Here is a 20,302-nt window from a genome sequence, read left to right on the forward strand (position 1 = left end):
ACGCCACGTCACGCAAAAACAAATTTGAGGGATATCAACTGGCAGTAAAAAAAATACTGCTGACTGTAATTATTTTCCGGGAGCATAAAACAGGAAAAATAATATTTTGACCAAAGTCCGCATCAGAGAAAATTGCTTAACTAGGATTATTTCCCTCCCTTTGTCGTCTAGCTGTATGCAAAATTATAAAAATGATGCGAATAGCAATTTTTTCCGATTGAAAATTGCCGCTTTTTTAGGCAAAAATTCGGATAATGACAAGGCGAAATTATTCACAGCGCATAGCTAGCCTGGCTTACAATCTGGGGCGCTGTTATTTTTGAAATAGCTTTGTGAACATATTTGACAAACTTATGTTGAATAACGGCCTCACTCAGTAACGAGATTTCGCCATCGGGTGCGACTTACAGCTCAATGTGTCAAGGATTGCAATGAAACGAGTAGATGATTTCCGCCTGAAGTTAGGCAAAGATGAACTGGTTCCTATCGTGATAGGTGGGATGGGTGTCGATATTTCCACTGCTGAACTGGCATTGGTCGCGGCACGCCTCGGTGGTATCGGACATATTTCTGACGCCTTGGTGCATGATGTGTCGGATCGCCGCTTCGGAACCAGCTACATCAAGGAAAAAACCAAATTCTACAAATACAACATCAACAATTCCGATAAGACAAACATCAAATTCAATCTTGAGGATCTGGCAGCGGCGACACGTCTGCACATTGGCCGTACCATGGAGGCCAAACAAGGCCCGGGTATGATCTTTGTGAACTGCATGGAAAAACTGACCATGAACGGTCCGCGCGAAACCCTGAAAGTGCGTCTGGAAGCCGCTCTGGATGCGGGTATTGACGGTATTACGCTGAGCGCTGGTCTGCATCTGAGTTCCTTTGGTCTGATAGCAGATCACCCACGTTTCCGCGATGCCAAGCTGGGCATCATTGTGTCATCGGTACGCGCCTTACAGTTATTCCTGCGTAAAAATGCAAAATTGGACCGTCTGCCGGATTATGTGATCGTTGAAGGTCCGCTGGCTGGTGGTCATCTCGGTTTCGGCGATGACTGGGCCACATTCGATTTACAGACGATCGTGACCGAGGTGTCTGAATATCTGAAAGCAGAACAACTGGATATTCCTATCATTGCGGCAGGTGGTATTTTCACAGGCAGCGATGCAGTATCTTTTCTCGAAAACGGCGCCTCCGCAGTACAGGTTGCAACCCGTTTCACGGTAACCAAAGAATGTGGTCTGCCGGATAATGTGAAGCAGGAATATTTCAAAGCCGACGAAGACGATATCGAAGTCAATCATATTTCTCCGACCGGCTACCCCATGCGTATGCTGAAAAATACGCCAGCCATCGGTGATGGTATCCGCCCGGGCTGCGAATCGTATGGTTACCTGCTGGATGCGAATGGAAATTGTGCGTACATCACTTCATACAACCGCGAAGTTGCCCTGCACCCGGATGCAAAAAAAATCTCGGTCATGGACAAGACCTGTCTGTGCACCCATATGCGTAACTTCAATTGCTGGACTTGCGGTCAGACCACATACCGCCTGAAAGATACCACTCGCAAACTGCCGGATGGTACTTATCAGATCCTGAGTGCGGAACATGTATTCCGGGATTACCAGTTCAGTACCGATAATCAGATCGCCTTGCCTGACCCAGTGACTGAATAAATATCCCCGGTATAACGCCGGACATAACACCAGACGCCAGTGCTCTCCTGACACCACAGTCAGAAGACACTGGCGTTTTTTATCGAGTTTGCCTCGCTGGCGCTCAATGCTCCGTTTTCTTACAGACGGGTCTTGATTTGGTGCAAAAACAGCGCTGCCAGGCTCAGCAAGCCGGCGCAGTCAATCTCTTCTCCAGAGCGCTCCCGCCCTCAGTCTCCGTCTTAACGTTAAAGATGTGGCATGAATTATGCTGCGCTGCACACAGGGTAGTGGCAATTCATGATGCGTTTAGACTAAGGATCTCTGATGAAAATACATTCTCTGTCAACACCTTTCATCCTGTTCAGCTTACTGTTTTGTCTGGGCTCAGGGCCAGCTTTCGGACAAAACAGCAATCCGGCTCCGGTATCCGGTACTGCCGATATCAGCACCCCGGCAGTACCGCTGGCACAAGCGGGGCCAGCAGTAACAACCTCCTTGCCACCGGCACCGATGACAACGCCGACGCTCGTCAATGCAGCCACCATCAGTGCAGGTGATACCGCGTGGATGCTGACATCAACAGCGCTGGTGCTGCTGATGACCATTCCAGGTCTGGCTTTGTTTTATGCCGGCATGGTCCGCAAAAAAAATGCGCTGGCAACCGTCGCGCATAGTGTCGCCACCACCTGTATCGTCACGATTATCTGGGTCGTTCTGGGTTACAGCCTGGTATTCACGCCAGCCACACCGTATCTGGGTAGCCTTGACCGGCTACTGTTGCACGGTATGGTATTTCTGAAAGATGCAGGCCAGCTGACAGTGCATCATGTTGCACCGACAATACCGGAAAGTGTGTTCATGATGTTTCAGATGACATTTGCAATCATCACGCCCGCCCTGATTACCGGTGCATTTGCAGAAAGGATGAAGTTCTCCGCATTTCTGCTCTTCATCACGCTCTGGTCACTGATCGTCTATGTTCCTGTTGCGCACTGGGTATGGGAGCCGACCGGCTGGCTGGCTGCGCGCGGCGTCCTCGATTTTGCGGGCGGTACGGTGGTCCACATCAATGCGGGAGTGTCAGGTCTGGTTGCTGCCATGATCATCGGCAGACGCAGCGGTTTCGGCAAGGAGCCGATGCCACCACATAATCTGATTCTGACCGTCATCGGCGCAGCACTATTATGGGTAGGCTGGTTTGGCTTTAATGCCGGATCTGCCGGCGCAGCAGATGGTCGTGCGGGCTATGCGATGCTGGTGACACAACTCGCTGCCGCCGTATCTGCTTTGGCCTGGATGTGCGTTGAGTGGCTGCGCCGTGGTAAGCCATCTGTGCTCGGTATTGTTTCCGGCGCTGTTGCAGGTCTGGTTGCAATCACCCCTGCCTCGGGTTTTGTCGATGTGACCGGAGCATTCGTGATCGGTGCGGTGGCTGGTGTCGCCTGCTATTGGGGGGCAACCTCTCTCAAAGCAATGGGGGGGTACGATGACTCTCTGGATGTGTTCGGTGTACACGCGATAGGCGGTATCGTTGGCGCCTTACTCACAGGTGTATTTGCCCTCAAAAGTATAGGCGGTGTTGAAAGCAGCCTCAGCAATCAGGCATTCGGGGTCGCGGTGACGGTCGTCTATTCTGGTGTCATGACGGCAGTCATTCTCTTTATCGTGCGTCTGCTCACGGGTTTGCGTGTGAAACCGGAACAGGAAAGAGAGGGGCTGGATCTGGAACTGCATGGGGAGCATGTATTATGACTGCGGCCCTTTCCGACAATCTGGCATTTTCTCTGATGGCGCGGATGCACGTTATTTTGCGGCGTCAGAATGAACGGGTGATCGACATTGAATACATGCGTATTGATCCGGTTTATTGCCGTTATATTCTCGATCTGGCTTTGCAATCGCCCAATACTGATCTGCACGACATCGCCGTCAAACTGAACGACATCTATTTTGGCGAACAGGGTCTGTTTGTCGTGACCGAACCGGTGCCACTGATAGGGAAACTTGAAGGCTTAAAAATACGTCCCAAAACGCCAGCGATAACAACACCCGGCGTCCCGGTTAATCTGGTCGCTGCAGCACCATCCGTGGGTGCGACAGAGTTGCCGCCACTTGATCAGAACTCCGTCGTCGATCAGACCTACATCGGCCGGTTGCGCTGATTGCTCACTCATCAGTCTCAGTATTGATGTGGCTTACAGACCAGAATACGGCTGTTATCCGCATCAATACTGAGATTCTTTTTTAGAAACAACACTCATTTCCTGTGTTGCTCTGCATGCACAGCTCAGAAATACCAATAGCCGTCGTTCACCCATTGCAGCAGCGCTTTAACGAAAACGGCATGCTGTAATCCTGGTTCCAACGCAGCGAGGCTGAGACTATCGTTGTTGCAGAGTGCCAGCACCGTGGCGCGGGAAGCCGCGCCAAATTCATAACGTTCGCCATTAACATAACAAACTCCCTGACTGATGCTGTCGTCAAGGTAAAAACAACGCAAGCCACCGGTGCGGATCAGATCCGTCTGCTGCAAATTCTTGCGTAATTCGGTTTCATTGATAGGAAAATCCAGCGCCTGTAAATCGAGTTCGCATTTGGTTTTCGATAAATGGCAGCCGACAAAATTCATCATGATTTCATCATCGTTCAGTATCGTCTGCATTTGCTGTTTGATCAGCGCAAAATCACCGGCGTTGATATGCCCCTGATGCTGATGCATACGGCGTTGCGGATCACTGATCAGATTGCTGCCGAGTTCATTATCTATCAGGTAGTCCGCCAGACCGCTCAGCATGTCGCTGGCTGATTTGCTGCGAAAACCCACGGAAAAACTCATGGAACTCTCGAGTGCCACACCGTCATGCGGAAAGCCGGGTGGGATATAAAGAATGTCACCCGCCGTCAGTACCGCATCGATAATGGGCTCGAAAGGATCGGTATGTAATAAAGCAGCGTGAGCAGCGAATTGACGATGGTTACCTCTGTCACCGACGCGCCAGCGACGGCTGCCTGAGCCCTGACAGATAAACACATCGTACAAATCGATGTGCGGCCCGACACCGCCGCCCGGTACGGCAAAGCTGATCATCACGTCATCCAGTCGCCATTTCGGGATGAAGGAAAATGCCCGCACCAGACTGGCGACTTCCGGCGACCAGTGATCAACCGCCTGCACCACCAGCGTCCAATCGCGTTCGCCAAGATGCTCATAGCTTTCAAACGGACCATTTTCAGCCTGCCATTTTCCGGATTGTCTATAAATCAGACGAGAATCGATCTGCGATTCACATGCCAGCCCAGCCAGTTCATCCGGTGAAATCAGATCGCTGAATCCAGGAAAGCCCTGACGTATCAGGACCGGCTTTTGCTGCCAGTAATCAGCTAAAAATTTATCAAGCGAAAATTCATTGAGCGTGAGGGTCAACATGGCAAAATGAAAATAAGAAAGTAAAGCTGTCTTGTAGCATGAAGAAATCAAACCTCATACCGGACAGATCAAACTTTCAGCAGAAAACCGCCGGCCCGCACATCAATCCGGCAGAATCAGGCGCATGCCGTTGATCTTGCTTGATCGCAATCAAGAAAAATTACCAGCGTGCAAAATGGTCTTCAGTCACACCAGCCAAACGGCTGACGGGACGTGGCAGCTCATCTGTATGCGCCCTGACCCAGCCGCTGAAAGTGCCCAGAGGTTGTTGATAACGACTCGCGGCAATCAGCAGATTCTGGTTTTCACTGCGCACACCTTCCGGCTGGAAATGCAGATCCAGTAAGCCATCGCTGGTGTGGATATGCCACGGTGCCAGCACATTCGCAGAGTCATAGTCAAACTGAGCACTGCTCAGAGAAATCAGGCGTCCATCCAGCCACAAGGCATTTTCCTGATCGCCGAAATAGCCGGATTGCAGATTAAAGCCCATATCCAGATTATGTGCCGACGCCCACAGCCAGCGTGTTTCCCGCGCCGGAAAACCATTACTGTGATCGACACTACCGCAACCATCGGTCAGGCCGAAACACTGTTGCCCAACTTTCACTTCCCCGCTCAGGCGCATCCCGCCAGATTTCATCGTCGCATGCGCACCGCCACCGACGATGCTACCAACTGCCAGCAATTCCGGTGCTGCATCGGCTATATGTAATTCGGCACTGATCTGACAATCACGAAACGCTACCTCGATACGGTAAGTATTGTTGGCAGGCTGATGCGAAAAATGCAGTCGCCGGCCACGAAACCGGAACCAGCTTTCAGCACCGGTAGCAGGGCATGCGTTCAGATGCGCAGTCAGACCCGGTATGCCATTCTGAGAAAATTCTGTCAGTATTTTTTTTTGCTGGCGATCAAACACATAAGCAAACGCGGTATTTGTCCACCCCAGATCCACAATCGCGATGCCACAGAATATCTGCTCCGTCACCAGTGCAGCGTACTGCCAGTGTTTATGATGAAAGCGGCGCCAAATGGCGCTGCGCCGGACAGGTGCGGCAAGCGCAGACCAGTCGATAACAGGTACGCTACCAGCATATTTTCCGGCACGAATCTGGCCACACGCATCGACCAGCGCATCGGGTGCGGCTGGCAAGTAAGCTGCCTCAGTAGTATTTGCCATAATGTCTTTATGAAAATAAATTCCATGCATTGTCTAACAATACCGTACTGCAAGACATCAAAATCAGTTGATCTGTTGCTTCAGATTCAAGTTCAGCAAACGCATGCCGGTACCAGACGTACAAACGACGCGAAAGACGCACTAGGCATAGTTGAAGACGATTCATAAAGTGGCGATCCCCTATACAATGACGGGCTACACAAGCATCAACTGAGTCAGATTTTGAGCCTACTTGCAAGCCCTCTTGCCTTCGTCGACCTGGAAACCACAGGCACCATCGCAACCCGCGACCGCATTACTGAAATAGCGATCGTCACTTTTGACGGCGAACATACAGAACGCTGGTCGCAGCTATTAAATCCTGAAACAGTGATACCGCCCTTTGTTGAGCAACTGACCGGCATCAGCAATGCGATGGTCGCTGACCAGCCTGTGTTTGCCGACATTGCAGAGGAAGTCCTGCGACGTCTGCAAGGTCATATCTTCGTTGCCCATAATGCCCGCTTTGATTACGGTTTTTTAAAAAATGAATTCAAGCGACTTGGCCACACTTTCAGAGCGACGGTGCTGTGTACGCTGAAGCTGTCGCGTCAGCTATTCCCGCAATTTGCCAAACACAATCTGGACTGTCTGATTGAACGCCATCAGATCAGCGTCGGCGACAGGCATCGTGCCTTAACCGATGCCGATGCGATTTACCAGTTCTGGTGCGATCTGCAGACGACTTTACCCGCGCAAACTTTACAGGCAGCAGTACAAGAACAAACAGCACGCCCCAGTCTGCCACCGCATCTGGATGCGGATATTGTGGAACAACTGCCGAAAGGCTACGGCGTCTATCTGTTTTTCGGAGAAAACAGATTACCGATTTATGTCGGCAAAAGTAATACCCTGCGTCAGCGGGTGCTGTCGCATTTTTCTTCGGATCATGCGATTGCCAAAGAAATGAGCATCTCACAACAAGTCCGTGATATTGAGTGGATAGAATGCGAGGGTGAAATTGATGCGCTGATTACCGAAGCAAGACTGATCAAGGAAATGCAACCGACGCTGAATCGTCAGCTACGCCGCAACACAGAATTCTGCTCGTGGCGTCTGAAAGATATGGGTAGCGGCCTGTTACAACCACAACTGGTATATGCACGTGACCTGGACCTGGGCAGACAAGAGCAGTTATACGGCCTGTTTAAAAGCGGCGCCAGCGCCCGCGAATTCTTATTGCAGGCGGTCAAACAATTTCAGCTGTGTGCAGCGACACTGGGACTAGAAAAAGGCGGCGCTGGCAAACCTTGTTTTGCACGCCAGTTGAAGCAATGCAAGGGAGCGTGCATCGGTGCAGAATCACCTTTACAGCATAATCTGCGGCTGGCAGAGGCGCTCGAAGAAATGAAACTGAAGGCATGGCCGTTCTCTGGTCCGGCAGTCCTTAAAGAAGGTAATGCCTATCATGTGATTGAGGCATGGTGCTATCTGGGGAAAGCAAAGAATGAAGCGGATATTCAGGATTTGCTGACACGCGGCAAACCGCGTTTTGATCGTGATACTTACAGAATTTTGCTCAAGTATCTGAACAGGATGAAAGCTATCAGCGTCGCAGGTCACTGAATACAGGCTCGCAAATACAAAGAACGGAACACAGCCGGGCGGCTGTGCTCCGGAAAAATAACAGAACAGAATATTAATTCAGCGCTGCCGCTGTTGCTTTCTCACTGCCATCCGAAGGTAAGGCCTGAACGCCGATCAGTTTCATCAGTAAAGGATATACATCAACGTTGTCAAACGCGGGAATCACTGTATTTTTTTTGAATGCGGGTCCATATGCAATAAATGTCGCCGCCATTTCCGGTGTCGTATTGTCATAACCATGCGCGCCGCCGTTCGTCCGGTTTTTGATATTTTCCTCACCAAAAATCAGCCAGCCGACATCGGCCAGACAAACGACGGATGGCACGCGTGTATTACTGCCAAAATGGAAGCGCGCAGGGATATCGGTTTTCTTCCAGCATTCCATATGCTCATGTTTCTTCAACAGCTGTTGCTGCACAAGTGTCTCTTGTCCGGGAGCTACTTCGATGCCGGCATAGGTTCCTGCCGTCACCACTTTAAAACTGTCAGACGGCAGGATTTTATTCAGATATACCACCCGTTCTGCACTGGTGGCGGCCATCCCGTGATCCGACACCACCACAATATTGGCATTGACCTGACGCGAGCGCAGACCAGCCATCAGACGGCCAATTGCGGCATCAACGCTCGCAACAGCGTCTGTGGTGTGCTGATCGTCCGGCCCGAATTCATGACCCGCGTGATCCACATCGTCAAAATACAGCGTCAGAAAGCCTACTCTTTTTTCCAATGGCTGATCGACCCAGCCCAGCAGGGTATCAACGCGTTTTTCCGGCGGTAATTTGCCATCAAATACGCGCCACTCTGTCGGCCGTACGCCATGAATATCCGCTTCTGAGCCTGGCCAGAACATAGTGGCAGCGCGGACACCATTTTTTTCTGCGGTCACCCAGACTGGTTCGGCCTGATCCCACCAGCGACGGTCGATGACGGCATCGCGGTTACCCAGACTGAAACGGACACCGGGAATCGCTGGATCTATCATCGTATTTCCGACGATGCCGTGATGATCAGGCCGTAAGCCAGTCACCAGCGTGTAGTGGTTAGGGAACGTGATCGAGGGAAATGAAGGCAGCATCTTTTCTGCACGGACCCCGTCTGCAACCAGGGCATTCAGATTAGGCGTCACGCCACGTTGCAGGTATTCGGGCTTAAAGCCATCGATCGATACCAGAATCACCGGCGGCCTTGCTGACTGTGTAGTCGCAATAGAAACCGTCGTCTGCTTTACCGGTTGTGCGCAGCCTGTAACACCAATCACCAATGCCGCACAAACCGCTTGAATAAAGCGTTGTTGAGAAAAAATCTTAATCACATGTCACCTTAAAAAAAGGGGCAAGCTGCCCCGCATCAATTAATTTCCTTCCACGATCAGTTGCAAAAACTGATCAAGAATATGGAAATGATCATCAAAAAACTGCTCTTCCATTGCACACAATGCGCTCAACGGAAACCACGCCGCCCGCGCTGCATCATCGGCAGCAACAATCTCAGGCAGCGTTGCCAATGGCAGATCAAAGAAGTGGGCATGCGTAATCGTACGTCCACGCTGACTGCGAGCCGGGTGATCAAATACGCGAACATCAACCAGCGCCTCTTCGAGTTCCGGTTTGGACACCGCAAGATTCGTCTCTTCGATTAATTCTCGGATTGCGCCTTGCAGCAAAAGTTCCTGCTGATCGAGGAAGCCACCCGGCAAAGCCCACAAACCTTTGCCCGGGTATCCCCCACGTTGCACCAGCAACACATGGCCGGCAGCCTTCACCACCGCATCCACAGTGCAAAACACCGGTGGATAAGGTGCCGCTTTCCAGGCATCTTTATACTTCTGCAGTTGCAAATGTTCCTGCACTAATCCGGCGTAATCAGGCAACAACATCCAATGGCGGAGAAAATTCACGACGGATACTGGCAACAGTGCTTCCACTTCATCCAAAGTCGCCTGACTGTCTTCGGCTGTCAATAACTGTTGACGTATCTGTCCCGCATCTGTTGCGTTGATTCGTTCTGCCTCTATCCGCCGCCATTGCGTGACATGCTGCAGGTAATTGCCGGATGCATCTTTCTTACAGCCGATCAGCGCGATACGCAATACATCACCACCTTGCATTGCCAGGGTTTGCATCACGCTGATCCGTACGGTATTGGCCCAGTGCTGCTCGTCGTAGTAATCGCGAACCGGAATGAAGCTGACACGCGCCTGCTCTGCCTCGGACAAACTTGCACTGATTATCGCCGCCCGCTCCTGCCAGGTGAACGGGTTTCTGACGCTTCTGGCGCAAAATGCTGACACTAGCACCACGATCACTTTATCCGCAGTCGATAGTGCAAGCGTCAATAAACTGGCATGACCCTGATGGAATGGCTGAAAACGTCCAATCAGGACAGCAACATCAATACGATGCATAGTGACATCCTCAGATTGCGGGATGATGAAATACCTGGCGCAAGTAGGCCAGAAAGGTTTCATCTGTGCAGAGTGTTTTACCTGCAGAGTCAGATAACTTGGCAACTGGCTGACCATTGCATGACATGAGTTTCATGACGATATTCAACGGCGGGATTCCTGTATCGTTGGTCAGATTGGTACCGATGCCAAAGGCAGGCATCGTGCGGTCGGCAAAATGGCGATAAATTCTGAACGCCGTATCAAAATCGAGTGCATCCGAAAAGACCAGGCGTTTGGTTTTACTGTCGATTCTGAGTTTCGCATAATGCGCCAGCGCCTTTTCGCCCCAGACGATAGGATCGCCTGAATCATGTCGCAGACCGTCAAACAGTTTGGCAAAGTACAAATCAAAATCCAGCAAAAATGCATCCATACCGACCACATCTGTCAGGGCAATACCGAGATCACCGCGATATTCTTGTACCCAGCCTTCGAGCGCGGCTTTCTGAAAATCACGCAAACGGACACCAAACGACTGATATGACTGCAAATATTCATGCGCCATCGTACCCAGCGGAACTACCTGATGTTTTTTTGCGAGATAAACATTCGACGTGCCTTTGAAAAATTCCGGCACCTCGCGCGTCAGGGTGGCGATGACTTCATCATGCCAGACCCCGGAAAAACGGCGACGCACGCCAAAATCAGAAAATTCAAACGGATGAAATTTCTTTGGCTCCTGCGCAAACGCACGTAACTGCTCAATCTTTGCAGCCAGTCGCCGGCGCGCTTCCGGCAGGGTTGCATCAGTCTGTAACCGGCGAAAATACAATTCATTGACGATATGCAGTACAAAAATTTCAAAACCGGTGACGTGTACTTGCGGTCCCGCAGCAACAATCTCCAGTTGCGCACCGTTCGTACTGACTTTGATGAACTTCCGCTGAAAATGAAACAAGGCCAGAAAATCAGTGAAGTCACTTTTGATAAAACGCAGGGACCGCAAATAATCAAGCTCATCTTCTGAAAACTGCAGCGAACACAGGTGATCAAGCTCACGTTCGACATCGTCTTTTAATTCGGACAAAGGATATGCCGGTGTATTCCTGCATACAAACGCATATTCAGTATGGGTATTCGGATGACTGTGCAGCAAAGCCTGCCACATCGTGAATTTGTATAAATCGGTTTCCAGCAAGCTCTGTACAACTGGCTTCATTTGATGTTCTTTACGGTAATTGATAGACACCAGCAAGATGGCTGGCGTATGAAATTCAGGCGGCCTGATTCGCTAATAAGTCAGGCAACACTTCGGCAGCGGTCGCAATCTGCACACCGAGTCGCTGCATCTCGCTGAGAAAACTGCCATATTGCGTCTCAAACCCGGCTACAGGGCTGATGCAGTCACTCAGCAAGACCAGCTTTGACAATTGTGTTCGGTCAAAGTGTTCAACGATGTGTTCCGTCGTCGCTTTGACACAATGACTGCCCGCCTCGCCCGCAATGTAGATCTGATCTGCACTGGCAAGCCTGTCAATAAAGCTGCGGTTCAGCTGAGTGGCAGGATCTTGCGGGTCCGGTACTTCTGCCATCACCGCGGAATAATGTTCCGTCCAGGGATTGCTGCCTTTGATCAGTTTCATCGCGATCCTGCTGCCAGCTTCCTCCCAGCTTGCACACGTGGCCCGCACATCCGCATGAACATTATGTCCCCAGCTACCGATTTCGCAATGCACAGGCCACACCATAAGTTGATAACGCCCGTTTGCTTCCAGGCTTTCCAGATAAGCGAGCGTGCGGACAAGTGAATCCGGCTGACGCGGCAGATAGCGCCCATCTCTTACATCCTGCCTGGAAATGATAGTGAACGGTGCGACCGGTTTTCCATCTGCATCCATCCAGAAAGAAGGATGGGCGATGTCATAGCGGTGATGAGTATCCAGTGTGATGCTGATATCAGACAGCCCGGCACCGGCGCGAGCGATGAGTTCAGCAATCCTTAACATATCGGCATGCGCACCCGCCACCGGTAAAGCGGGTGCGACAACTTTCTGACTAACGGGATCAGTCATCAGATATTCCTCGGGAACATCACAAAAATCATTCTGAGGATCAATAAGGAGGAGATGCAGGTTACGTTTCATAAACTTTCCTAGTCTGAAGGCATGATTCTATGCCATGACGCCTGATCGCTCATGAAATACAGGGTTTAAGCGTTAACACGTGGACGAATAGTCTGTCATTATTTGCGGCGCGTTGCGCGGTTCATCACTGAAACTGGTGATTCATGTGTGTACCGAGCGGCACGACATGAATGAAGGTAGCAAAAAAGTTCAGAAACTTATCAAGATGTAACGTTATTCAATTTAACAATGTAGAATATGCAAGATTCCTTCATCAGATCATCTGATTCGGGCCATACAGATTTTTGTTATGTAGCGTCATGCCTGGTATCAACTGATTTCGGAATTGAATAAAGGCAGATGTTGAATAATACTTCCTCTGTTTGTCCCTGTAACACCCGTTTTTATCAAAAAATAAGATTCCATCGTGGATGGATATAGGAACATGATATCCACTGCCGGGACTCCGCTTATTCCTCAATCAAAATAGACACATTATGCTCAGTCATTTATTTAAGTCTCTCTTGTGCAGCGTGCTGATTGCAGCGCTGGCTGCTTGTGGCGGCAGTACGCCGGATACAAAATCAAGCAACAGCAACAATGCTGCCGGAAATGCCGTGCAAGCAATGGCTGCAAATTATGTGCAACCAAGAACCGGTTGGTTCTGGAATCCAGCGGAAGGTGGCCGGGGTTTCGCCATTGAACGTCAGGGCAGCCAGTTATTCGTCGCCGGTTTCATGTATGAAACGACAGGTGAATCCACCTGGTATGTCAGTACCATGAATCAACAGGCTGATGGCAGTTACCGCGGCGACTTCCTGCGCTATACCGGCGGCCAGTCCTTGCTGGGTGCCTACAAACCAGCGCAACCAAGCACCTATGCGACGGCAGTCGCGTCTTTCGACACCAGCACCACCGGTCAGTTAAGCGTCACCAGTGCCGGCAGCAATACAACGACGGTGATTGCGCTTCAAGCTTTTCCTATTTCAACACCAACAGCTTTCCTTCCCTCCACCGACCAGTTTCAGAGCGGCTGGTGGTGGAATCCGGACGAAGGTGGACGTGGTTTCTTTATCGAAGCACAAGGAGCGCAAGCCTTTATCGGTAGCTTCATGTATCAGGATAATGGTTTACCGACATGGTATGTCAGCAGCGCGAAGTTGCTGACGCCGAATCTGATCAGCGGTTCGCTGGAGTCGTATTCCAATGGACAATCGATGTTTGGCGGCTACAGACCGGCATCGCTCTCGCCAACCAGTCCCGGCGTTGTCAGCTTCGAGATGACCAGCAACACCACCGGTGTCATGACACTCACGAAAGGCAACAAAATCAACGTGCAGCGCTTCGTCTTCAACACCGAGCCTGTCGCAGCAGAGATTGCAAAAAATCTGCTGATTTCTGAAGTGTCGTCGGATTATTTCAGTAACGGATCAACCTGGTTTGAAGTCTATAATCCGAATGCAACAACCGCGATCAATCTGGCTGACTATACATTGCGTAGCACTTATCTCGATCAGGGGTCGTTTTATTCAACGCCGACGACTTTCCCAATGCCGTCAGTTACTATTCCACCAAAATCGTATCTTGTAGTCTCAAGCAGAACCGTAGATAACCCTGTCGACAGCAAACAGATTGTCTATGTTGGCAACAGCGCACAAAAGCCTTTCTGGAAATCCTCAGGTTTCTTAGAACTGGTCAAAGGCGGACAAACCGCCGACGTTGTCCGTTTTGGCAGTAATAGTGCGAATCCGATAACGGCCAGCGCATGGACTGGTGCCAATGCACCAGCGCTTCCTTATGATAAAAACCAGTATGGTTACTCTATCGTCCGTCTGGCAGCATCCGGAATGGTCGATACAAATACCGGCTCGGACTGGTCTTCGGTAAACTTCGCCACACCTGCAGGCCCGAATGACGTTGGTGTCGGCGTGGTTGATTCAGATGGCGACGGTATACCTGACAGCGCCAAAATCAATGGTAAAACCTTTGCCGGACTCGATCTGTACGCGATGGGCGCCCGCCCGGGGCAACGCGATGTGTTCATGCAAATCGACAGCATGAACAGCAACGATCCTGGCATCATTCTGCGTCCGGAAGCGGCGCAAAAACTGGTTGATACGTTCGCCAATAAAGTCTATAGCCCTGGCAAGAAAAAAATTGCCCTGCATCTCGATGCCGGTAATTTGTTCTCTCCGACCATCAACCCGGGAGCATTTAACCTCGGTGGTGGAAAATCCGTACCATACACACCTTGTCTGGTAATGGAATACGATAAGGTAACGACATCCGGCTGCACCAATTTGTACGATGTAAAACGAACCAATCTTGATGTGCGCCGTAAGCTGATTTTCCACTACGTCATCATGGGAAACTCTCAACAAGTGGACGGTAGCTGTGGTTCCAGTGGTCTGGGTGAAGTCAATGGCAACGACTTTATTATTACTCTCGGTAACTGCGGTTTCAAAACGACTGCCGGTACGCAAGTCACCTATCTGATCAATGCCCAGGCAGCGACACTGATGCATGAATTTGGTCACAATCTGGGGCTTTTACATGGTGGTTTTGAAAGTAATAATTACAAGCCCAACTACTACAGCATCATGAACTACATGTATAGTTTCCCTGGCTTAAGCGCAAATCCGAGTGGCACGCAGGCAGCTAACCGCTTTTACCTGACAAACAAAAGCTATGCCAAGGCAAGTGGTCTCACTATCTGTAATATCGATAATTCGCCTTGCGGCAACAGCTTCATCATGGATTATTCGAACGGCAGCAGTATCAATCTGGACGAAAATAATCTGAATGAATCGTTGAATATCGGGCGTGGCGCAGTTGCAGGCGCTTACGCAGACTGGGATAACAGTAATTCCCTGACCAGCGGCACATTTGCGTTCAACATCCACAATCCCGATACGACGGTAACTCTCGGGGTGCTGAAGGATTACAACGACTGGGATAACCTGGTGTTGCCATTAGCGCGCACTTTCCAGGGTGTGAATTCCGGCGCTGTATTACCAACAATGCAGCAGGTAAAAGAAATTGTCCGCAAAGATACGATGAGTGACAAACCACGAAATCTGATCTATGAAGACCCGAATCTGTTGCCGCGACATGTAGATTCGATACGAAGAACTCAGCATTAATAAGAACAGCCCGCACTCTTTTGACTGCGGGCTTTTTTTATTTGTATCCGCTCATTTATTTTCTGATTAAAGGTAACCACTGCCGTCACTCTTTCCGGTCAACACCTCCTGCCGCAGAATCGCAGTTAACAATAATTGTCATCCAGCGGATCAAGATAATTACAGCCATATCTATTACAATGCGCACACTTCCTGTGTGACTTGTTATATCCCTCTGCGTTTGAGCTCGGACCGCGGATATCGGCCACCAAACCACGCATGTTATTTAATAATAAATTTAGTGATTATTCAAATATGGACATCCCTGTAGCCGATATAAATAAAACGGCAAGTAATGAAGACTTACATACGATGGCCTGGAATCACTCAATGTTTCCCCTGTTTGCAATTGAAATGGCTTCCGGTCAGTTGCTCGATGTGAACCGCGCAACAGAATTACTGACAGGATATGACCGGGCAGAGCTGACAAGCATGTCATATGATTTGCTGTTTCCGGAAAACGAGCGCAATTCCCTGCGTACGACGCTACTGACTATATCGACACCGGCTGTTCTGAAAGACCTGTATATACTGACAAAAACAAAGCAACTGATCCCGGTGGAAGTCGCACTGGAGACGATGTTTGAAAACCAAGACAGTTGCCAGCTCATAGGCAGTTTCAGAAATCTGCAAACCATCGCTGATACAGAATATGAACTGGCGGCAAAAAAATGGGAATTATCTGCCTATGCCGCTGCCGCACTGGCGTTGTCTCAGGCGAGTTCAGCAGAAGAATTAATGCAACTGGTATGTGAAGCATTGACGCACGAACACCGCTATGTGCTTGCCTGGGTTGGTCTTGCGGAAAACGATGCCGATAAGCACGTACGTATTGCCGCCAGATCCGGTTGCAGCAAAAACTATCTGACGGATTTAACCGTCAGCTGGGCAGAAGACAGCCCCTGGGGACAAGGCGCGACTGGCCTGGCAATACGCAGTGGTCTCACCCAGATGATCAAAGATACGGAAACCAATCCGGGCTTTATACCCTGGAGTGAAAGAGCAAAACAGGAAAATATACGTGCCAGCGTCGCAGTTCCCTTCCAATGTATGCATGATCAGCGTGGCGCATTGATGGTCTACTCATCAGAACCTCAGACCTTCGGCAAAACCATGCTCGAATTATTTGAGCATCTGGCAGGAGAAATTGCGCATGGCCTGAATAAGTTTGCTCAGAATGCCGTTATCGACAGCGAACGTCAGCAACGCGAAGCAGCACAGCTGAACCTGTCGAATGCGCTGGGTGCGGCGATACGTGCAATGGCCAAAACCATGGAAAATCGCGATCCTTACACTTCAGCTCATCAGGACAGGGTGTCAGTGATTGCCTGCGGTATCGCTCAGCGCTTGGGCTGGAGTACAGATCGCCTGCATGCACTGCAAATGGCGGCGGTCGTGCATGACATAGGAAAAATTGCGATCCCTATTGAAATTCTGACCAAACCGAAACGCCTGAGCAGTGCTGAGTTTTTACTGATGAATGAGCATCCATATACCGGCTACACGATACTGAAAGATATTCCTTTCCCGTGGCCTGTTGCTGAAATCGTTTATCAGCATCACGAAAAAATGGATGGTTCAGGCTATCCGCGGGGCTTACGTGGCGATGAGATTCTGCCAGAAGCACGCGTACTGGCAATCGCCGATATCGTCGAAGCAATGGCGTCCTATCGTCCTTACCGGCCGGCTCTGGGTATAGAAAAAGCACTGAATGAAATTGAACGGCTAGCAGGTACACAATTGGATGCTGAATTTGTTTCCGTTTGTCTGCGTATGTTCAGAGAGGAAAATTTTGCACTGCCTTTGCCTGATCATCTGTGATCTGAAGCCTGAGACGGCAGAATGTCCGTAGCGGCAATTTTTAAGCGGCACCCGGATCGTTTATGCTATGAAAAACAGCTGTTCACAGGACGACATTTGATTCAGAGTTTCGTCACCATGATGCCGGCAATCCCGACAAATTTCAGACTACATTTATTATGATGCACAACGATATGCACGATGACAAGCATGACGACACAGAAGATGATTATCAGACTGTCGCGGAGCGGAATGCAGCAGCCGGACGCAGCACCTGGACCAGCGTTGTCGTTAATCTCGCCCTGACCACGCTGCAGATCGGCGTCGGGATATTCGGTAAATCACAGGCACTGATCGCCGACGGTATACATTCGTTGTCCGATCTGGTCGCCGATTTCGTCGTTCTGTTTGCCAGCCATCACAGTAAAAAAGATGCGGACGAGGATCACCCTTACGGACATCAACGCTTCGAGACAGCAGCCTCGCTGATTCTTGGCCTGCTGTTGTTAGCGGTTGGCATAGGCATGTTGTGGTCAGCATTCAGAAAGCTGGAATCTCCGGAAAGCGTCCCTCAGGTCCACAGCATCGCTTTGTGGGTTGCATGCAGTGCGCTCATTTCCAAAGAACTCCTGTTCCGCTACATGCTGGCGATTGCGCAGAAAGTCAAATCCAGCATGCTCGTTGCGAATGCCTGGCACGCACGCTCAGACGCGGCTTCTTCATTAGTGGTCGCAGTGGGTATTATCGGCAATCTGGCTGGCTACCCTATTCTTGACCCGATTGCTGCGCTGATCGTCGGCTTTATGGTGACAAAAATGGGCTGGGAATTCGGCTGGGAAGCGCTGCACGATCTGATGGACCGCGCCGCCGATGATCAGGAAGTACAGGCAATACGCCAGACGCTGCTGGAGACCCCGGGTGTGATCGACGTCCACGATGTGCATACCCGTAAAATGGGTGACATGATCGTGGTTGATGCGCATATTGAAGTCGATGCGACAATCACAGTGGAAGCAGGACACGACATCGCCGTCGAAGCCCGGCAACGCGTGATGATGCGACACCGGGTACTCAACCTGATGACACACATCGACCCATGGAAGCGTCCCGACAGAGATCACGCCGAATCAACGACAACGGTCTGACGGGAAAAAGACGAACAGATGATCCGGCGTTTTCGGAATCAACCACAGCTCACGTCAGGTTCAGCGATTATCTGAGTCGGGCAACCGGCGTGGCTGGTGTTCTTTGTATTTTCGTTTGCGCGTACTGACTCTGCTGCTGATGGAAATTATTCGTGTTGCCTTCAGCGATCACAAACAAACGAACCACGCCCTCCAGCTTCTCAGCCTGTTCACGCATACTTTCAGCTGCTGCCGCCGCTTCCTCAACTAATGCCGCATTCTGCTGCGTCATCTCATCCATATCGCTGACGGCCAGGCTGATCTGTTCAATTCCACCGCGCTGTTCCTGACTCGCCTGCGCGATTTCGTGCATGATGTCGGCTACTTTCTTCACACTGAGCATAATGTCTTCCATGGTCTGACCGGCTTTATCAACAAGCTGGCTGCCCTGTTCGACTTTATCCACCGAATCATCAATCAGCGCCTTGATCTCTTTGGCAGCACCCGCACTGCGCTGAGCAAGATTACGAACCTCGCTGGCAACAACGGCAAAACCCCGCCCCTGTTCGCCGGCACGCGCGGCTTCCACCGCTGCATTCAGAGCGAGGATATTGGTCTGGAATGCGATACCGTCAATAACGCTGATGATATCGACGATTTTTCTGGAGCTGTCTTTGATTGAACCCATGGTCGTGACAACCTGCCCTACCATGTCGTTCCCCTTACTCGCAATATCAGAGGCGGTAATGACCAGCTCATTTGCATGGTAAGCATTATCCGCATTCATCTTCACGGAGTGCGTCAGCTGAGTCATGGAACTGGCAGCTTCCTGCAAGGAACTTGCCTGCGCTTCAGTACGGCGGGAAAGGTCAGAATTGCCGGTGGCGATTTCAGATGAAGCGACCACGATAGAATCGACCCCTTCTTTGACGTTACGCACAGCGTCATGCAAAGTCGTAATCACTTGCTGCAACACAATGCCGGATTCGCTGGCCGGATGTGTATTGTGATCACGTAAGTTGACCCTGCCCTGTTCTCCATTCAGCGCCTTCGTATAGTCCATCAACTCACCTTCCTGTAATCGCCCTTTATAGATCATCAGCGAGATATAGGACAAAACCGCGGCCTCCACCACCACATAAGCAGCATGCGTGAGCAGAATCAGCCAGCTTGGTTTGGTAAAGCAGAAAACACCGACGCCTAATTCCTGCAGATAATTAAAACTGAAATGATGCGCTGCCACCACGACTGCGGACGCCAATATCACGCGCCAGTCACCATAAATCACCAAAAACGCCAGGAATGCAAAAATACCAAAGTGAATTTCTGTCATCCCCATTGATTGATGGATATGCAAAGCGCAATAAATCATCACTGCGCATCCATTGAACAGACGGGTCAGCAACTGCCCCGGTTTTGCATAGACAAGAGCGATCGAAATCAATAGTACAGGCAGACCGATCAGAAAAGAGAGTATCCATGTTCCATACCAGTCGGCGAGCGCAAATGAAAATATCTGCATTCCGCCCAACACGGCCAAAATAACTTTGTCCGCCCTCGCGAAAATGGTGTCTATGTAGTATTTGCTTGCATTGGCCATAAGAATCTCTGAGAGTTGACTGCTTTCAGCCCGAAGATTAGCCTCAGTTGCAATTTCAGGTGATGTCAAATTAGATTTTTTAATATAAATTAACCCTATTTAACGAAGTTTTTCATTTGTCTGTGAGACGCGGCGACAAGTTGCGATGAGTGGAATCTGATAAGTGACCGCCTTATTG

14 protein-coding genes are annotated in these 20,302 nt (G+C 50.3%); 7 read left to right on the forward strand and 7 right to left on the reverse strand.

From position 1 onward, the window contains the following. Positions 1–431: 431 nt before the first annotated feature. The 3 genes from ACPAOP_RS13955 to ACPAOP_RS13965 all read left to right on the forward strand — a co-directional run bounded on the left by ACPAOP_RS13955 (position 432) and on the right by ACPAOP_RS13965 (position 3,832). Positions 432–1,688: a nitronate monooxygenase gene (locus ACPAOP_RS13955; protein WP_423680533.1), complete on the forward strand. Its 1,257-nt coding sequence runs from the start codon at positions 432–434 to the stop codon at positions 1,686–1,688. Between the two features lie 306 nt (positions 1,689–1,994). Continuing rightward, entirely contained in the window at positions 1,995–3,422 is a 1,428-nt protein-coding gene (locus tag ACPAOP_RS13960) for an ammonium transporter (RefSeq protein WP_423708419.1), read from the forward strand. Beyond that, positions 3,419–3,832 carry a hypothetical protein gene (locus tag ACPAOP_RS13965; protein ID WP_423680531.1) on the forward strand — a complete coding sequence of 138 codons (414 nt, stop codon included), beginning with the start codon at positions 3,419–3,421 and terminating at the stop codon, positions 3,830–3,832. Before ACPAOP_RS13960 ends, ACPAOP_RS13965 begins: the two co-directional genes overlap by 4 nt. A 125-nt stretch (positions 3,833–3,957) precedes the next feature. Here ACPAOP_RS13965 and ACPAOP_RS13970 read toward each other — a convergent pair whose 3' ends face one another. After that, positions 3,958–5,097 carry a JmjC domain-containing protein gene (locus ACPAOP_RS13970; RefSeq protein ID WP_423708420.1) on the reverse strand — a complete coding sequence of 380 codons (1,140 nt, stop codon included), beginning with the start codon at positions 5,095–5,097 and terminating at the stop codon, positions 3,958–3,960. Between the two features lie 160 nt (positions 5,098–5,257). After that, positions 5,258–6,280, reverse strand: a complete 1,023-nt coding sequence (locus ACPAOP_RS13975) for a DUF2804 domain-containing protein (RefSeq protein ID WP_423708421.1) — start codon at positions 6,278–6,280, stop codon at positions 5,258–5,260. 222 nt (positions 6,281–6,502) lie between these two features. Here ACPAOP_RS13975 and ACPAOP_RS13980 point away from each other — a divergent pair, with 222 nt between their 5' ends. Continuing rightward, on the forward strand, positions 6,503–7,885 hold the full coding sequence (locus ACPAOP_RS13980; RefSeq protein WP_423708422.1) for an exonuclease domain-containing protein: 1,383 nt from the start codon (positions 6,503–6,505) through the stop codon (positions 7,883–7,885). A gap of 73 nt (positions 7,886–7,958) precedes the next feature. Here the strand turns inward: ACPAOP_RS13980 and ACPAOP_RS13985 are convergent, their stop codons facing one another. The 4 genes from ACPAOP_RS13985 to ACPAOP_RS14000 are packed head-to-tail and all read right to left on the reverse strand — an operon-like array spanning position 7,959 to position 12,439. Next, positions 7,959–9,221: an ectonucleotide pyrophosphatase/phosphodiesterase gene (locus ACPAOP_RS13985; RefSeq protein WP_423708423.1), complete on the reverse strand. Its 1,263-nt coding sequence runs from the start codon at positions 9,219–9,221 to the stop codon at positions 7,959–7,961. Positions 9,222–9,260: 39 nt separating this feature from the next. Then, on the reverse strand, positions 9,261–10,313 hold the full coding sequence (locus ACPAOP_RS13990; protein ID WP_423708424.1) for a bifunctional nicotinamide-nucleotide adenylyltransferase/Nudix hydroxylase: 1,053 nt from the start codon (positions 10,311–10,313) through the stop codon (positions 9,261–9,263). Between the two features lie 10 nt (positions 10,314–10,323). Next, on the reverse strand, positions 10,324–11,514 hold the full coding sequence (gene pncB, locus ACPAOP_RS13995) for a nicotinate phosphoribosyltransferase (protein WP_423708425.1): 1,191 nt from the start codon (positions 11,512–11,514) through the stop codon (positions 10,324–10,326). Between the two features lie 55 nt (positions 11,515–11,569). Continuing rightward, a complete protein-coding gene (locus tag ACPAOP_RS14000) occupies positions 11,570–12,439 on the reverse strand; it encodes a cysteine hydrolase (protein WP_423708426.1) in 870 nt (289 codons plus the stop codon). A gap of 476 nt (positions 12,440–12,915) precedes the next feature. Between ACPAOP_RS14000 and ACPAOP_RS14005 the strand changes: the two genes are divergently transcribed. The 3 genes from ACPAOP_RS14005 to ACPAOP_RS14015 all read left to right on the forward strand — a co-directional run bounded on the left by ACPAOP_RS14005 (position 12,916) and on the right by ACPAOP_RS14015 (position 18,545). Then, positions 12,916–15,561: a hypothetical protein gene (locus ACPAOP_RS14005; RefSeq protein WP_423708427.1), complete on the forward strand. Its 2,646-nt coding sequence runs from the start codon at positions 12,916–12,918 to the stop codon at positions 15,559–15,561. Between the two features lie 369 nt (positions 15,562–15,930). Further along, complete coding sequence (locus ACPAOP_RS14010; protein WP_423708428.1) at positions 15,931–17,421, forward strand: HD domain-containing phosphohydrolase; 1,491 nt, start codon at positions 15,931–15,933, stop codon at positions 17,419–17,421. A gap of 158 nt (positions 17,422–17,579) precedes the next feature. Next, positions 17,580–18,545 carry a cation diffusion facilitator family transporter gene (locus ACPAOP_RS14015; RefSeq protein WP_423708429.1) on the forward strand — a complete coding sequence of 322 codons (966 nt, stop codon included), beginning with the start codon at positions 17,580–17,582 and terminating at the stop codon, positions 18,543–18,545. Positions 18,546–18,612: 67 nt separating this feature from the next. On the opposite strand, the gene ACPAOP_RS14020 is transcribed toward ACPAOP_RS14015, so the two are convergent. Further along, a complete protein-coding gene (locus ACPAOP_RS14020) occupies positions 18,613–20,124 on the reverse strand; it encodes a methyl-accepting chemotaxis protein (protein WP_423708430.1) in 1,512 nt (503 codons plus the stop codon). Positions 20,125–20,302 lie beyond the last annotated feature (178 nt).

It is taken from the genome of Undibacterium sp. WLX3042 (assembly GCF_049544825.1).
GTDB lineage: Bacteria > Pseudomonadota > Gammaproteobacteria > Burkholderiales > Burkholderiaceae_D > Undibacterium.

What these genes read in the sequence shown, in the direction of transcription:
- ACPAOP_RS13955 (WP_423680533.1), top strand. Translation starts at nt 432, where the DNA reads ATGAAACGAGTAGATGATTTCCGCCTGAAGTTAGGCAAAGATGAACTG.
- ACPAOP_RS13960 (WP_423708419.1), top strand. Translation starts at nt 1,995, where the DNA reads ATGAAAATACATTCTCTGTCAACACCTTTCATCCTGTTCAGCTTACTG.
- ACPAOP_RS13965 (WP_423680531.1), top strand. Translation starts at nt 3,419, where the DNA reads ATGACTGCGGCCCTTTCCGACAATCTGGCATTTTCTCTGATGGCGCGG.
- ACPAOP_RS13970 (WP_423708420.1), bottom strand. Translation starts at nt 5,097, where the DNA reads ATGTTGACCCTCACGCTCAATGAATTTTCGCTTGATAAATTTTTAGCT.
- ACPAOP_RS13975 (WP_423708421.1), bottom strand. Translation starts at nt 6,280, where the DNA reads ATGGCAAATACTACTGAGGCAGCTTACTTGCCAGCCGCACCCGATGCG.
- ACPAOP_RS13990 (WP_423708424.1), bottom strand. Translation starts at nt 10,313, where the DNA reads ATGCATCGTATTGATGTTGCTGTCCTGATTGGACGTTTTCAGCCATTC.
- pncB (WP_423708425.1), bottom strand. Translation starts at nt 11,514, where the DNA reads ATGAAGCCAGTTGTACAGAGCTTGCTGGAAACCGATTTATACAAATTC.
- ACPAOP_RS14000 (WP_423708426.1), bottom strand. Translation starts at nt 12,439, where the DNA reads ATGAAACGTAACCTGCATCTCCTCCTTATTGATCCTCAGAATGATTTT.
- ACPAOP_RS14005 (WP_423708427.1), top strand. Translation starts at nt 12,916, where the DNA reads ATGCTCAGTCATTTATTTAAGTCTCTCTTGTGCAGCGTGCTGATTGCA.
- ACPAOP_RS14010 (WP_423708428.1), top strand. Translation starts at nt 15,931, where the DNA reads ATGTTTCCCCTGTTTGCAATTGAAATGGCTTCCGGTCAGTTGCTCGAT.
- ACPAOP_RS14015 (WP_423708429.1), top strand. Translation starts at nt 17,580, where the DNA reads ATGATGCACAACGATATGCACGATGACAAGCATGACGACACAGAAGAT.
- ACPAOP_RS14020 (WP_423708430.1), bottom strand. Translation starts at nt 20,124, where the DNA reads ATGGCCAATGCAAGCAAATACTACATAGACACCATTTTCGCGAGGGCG.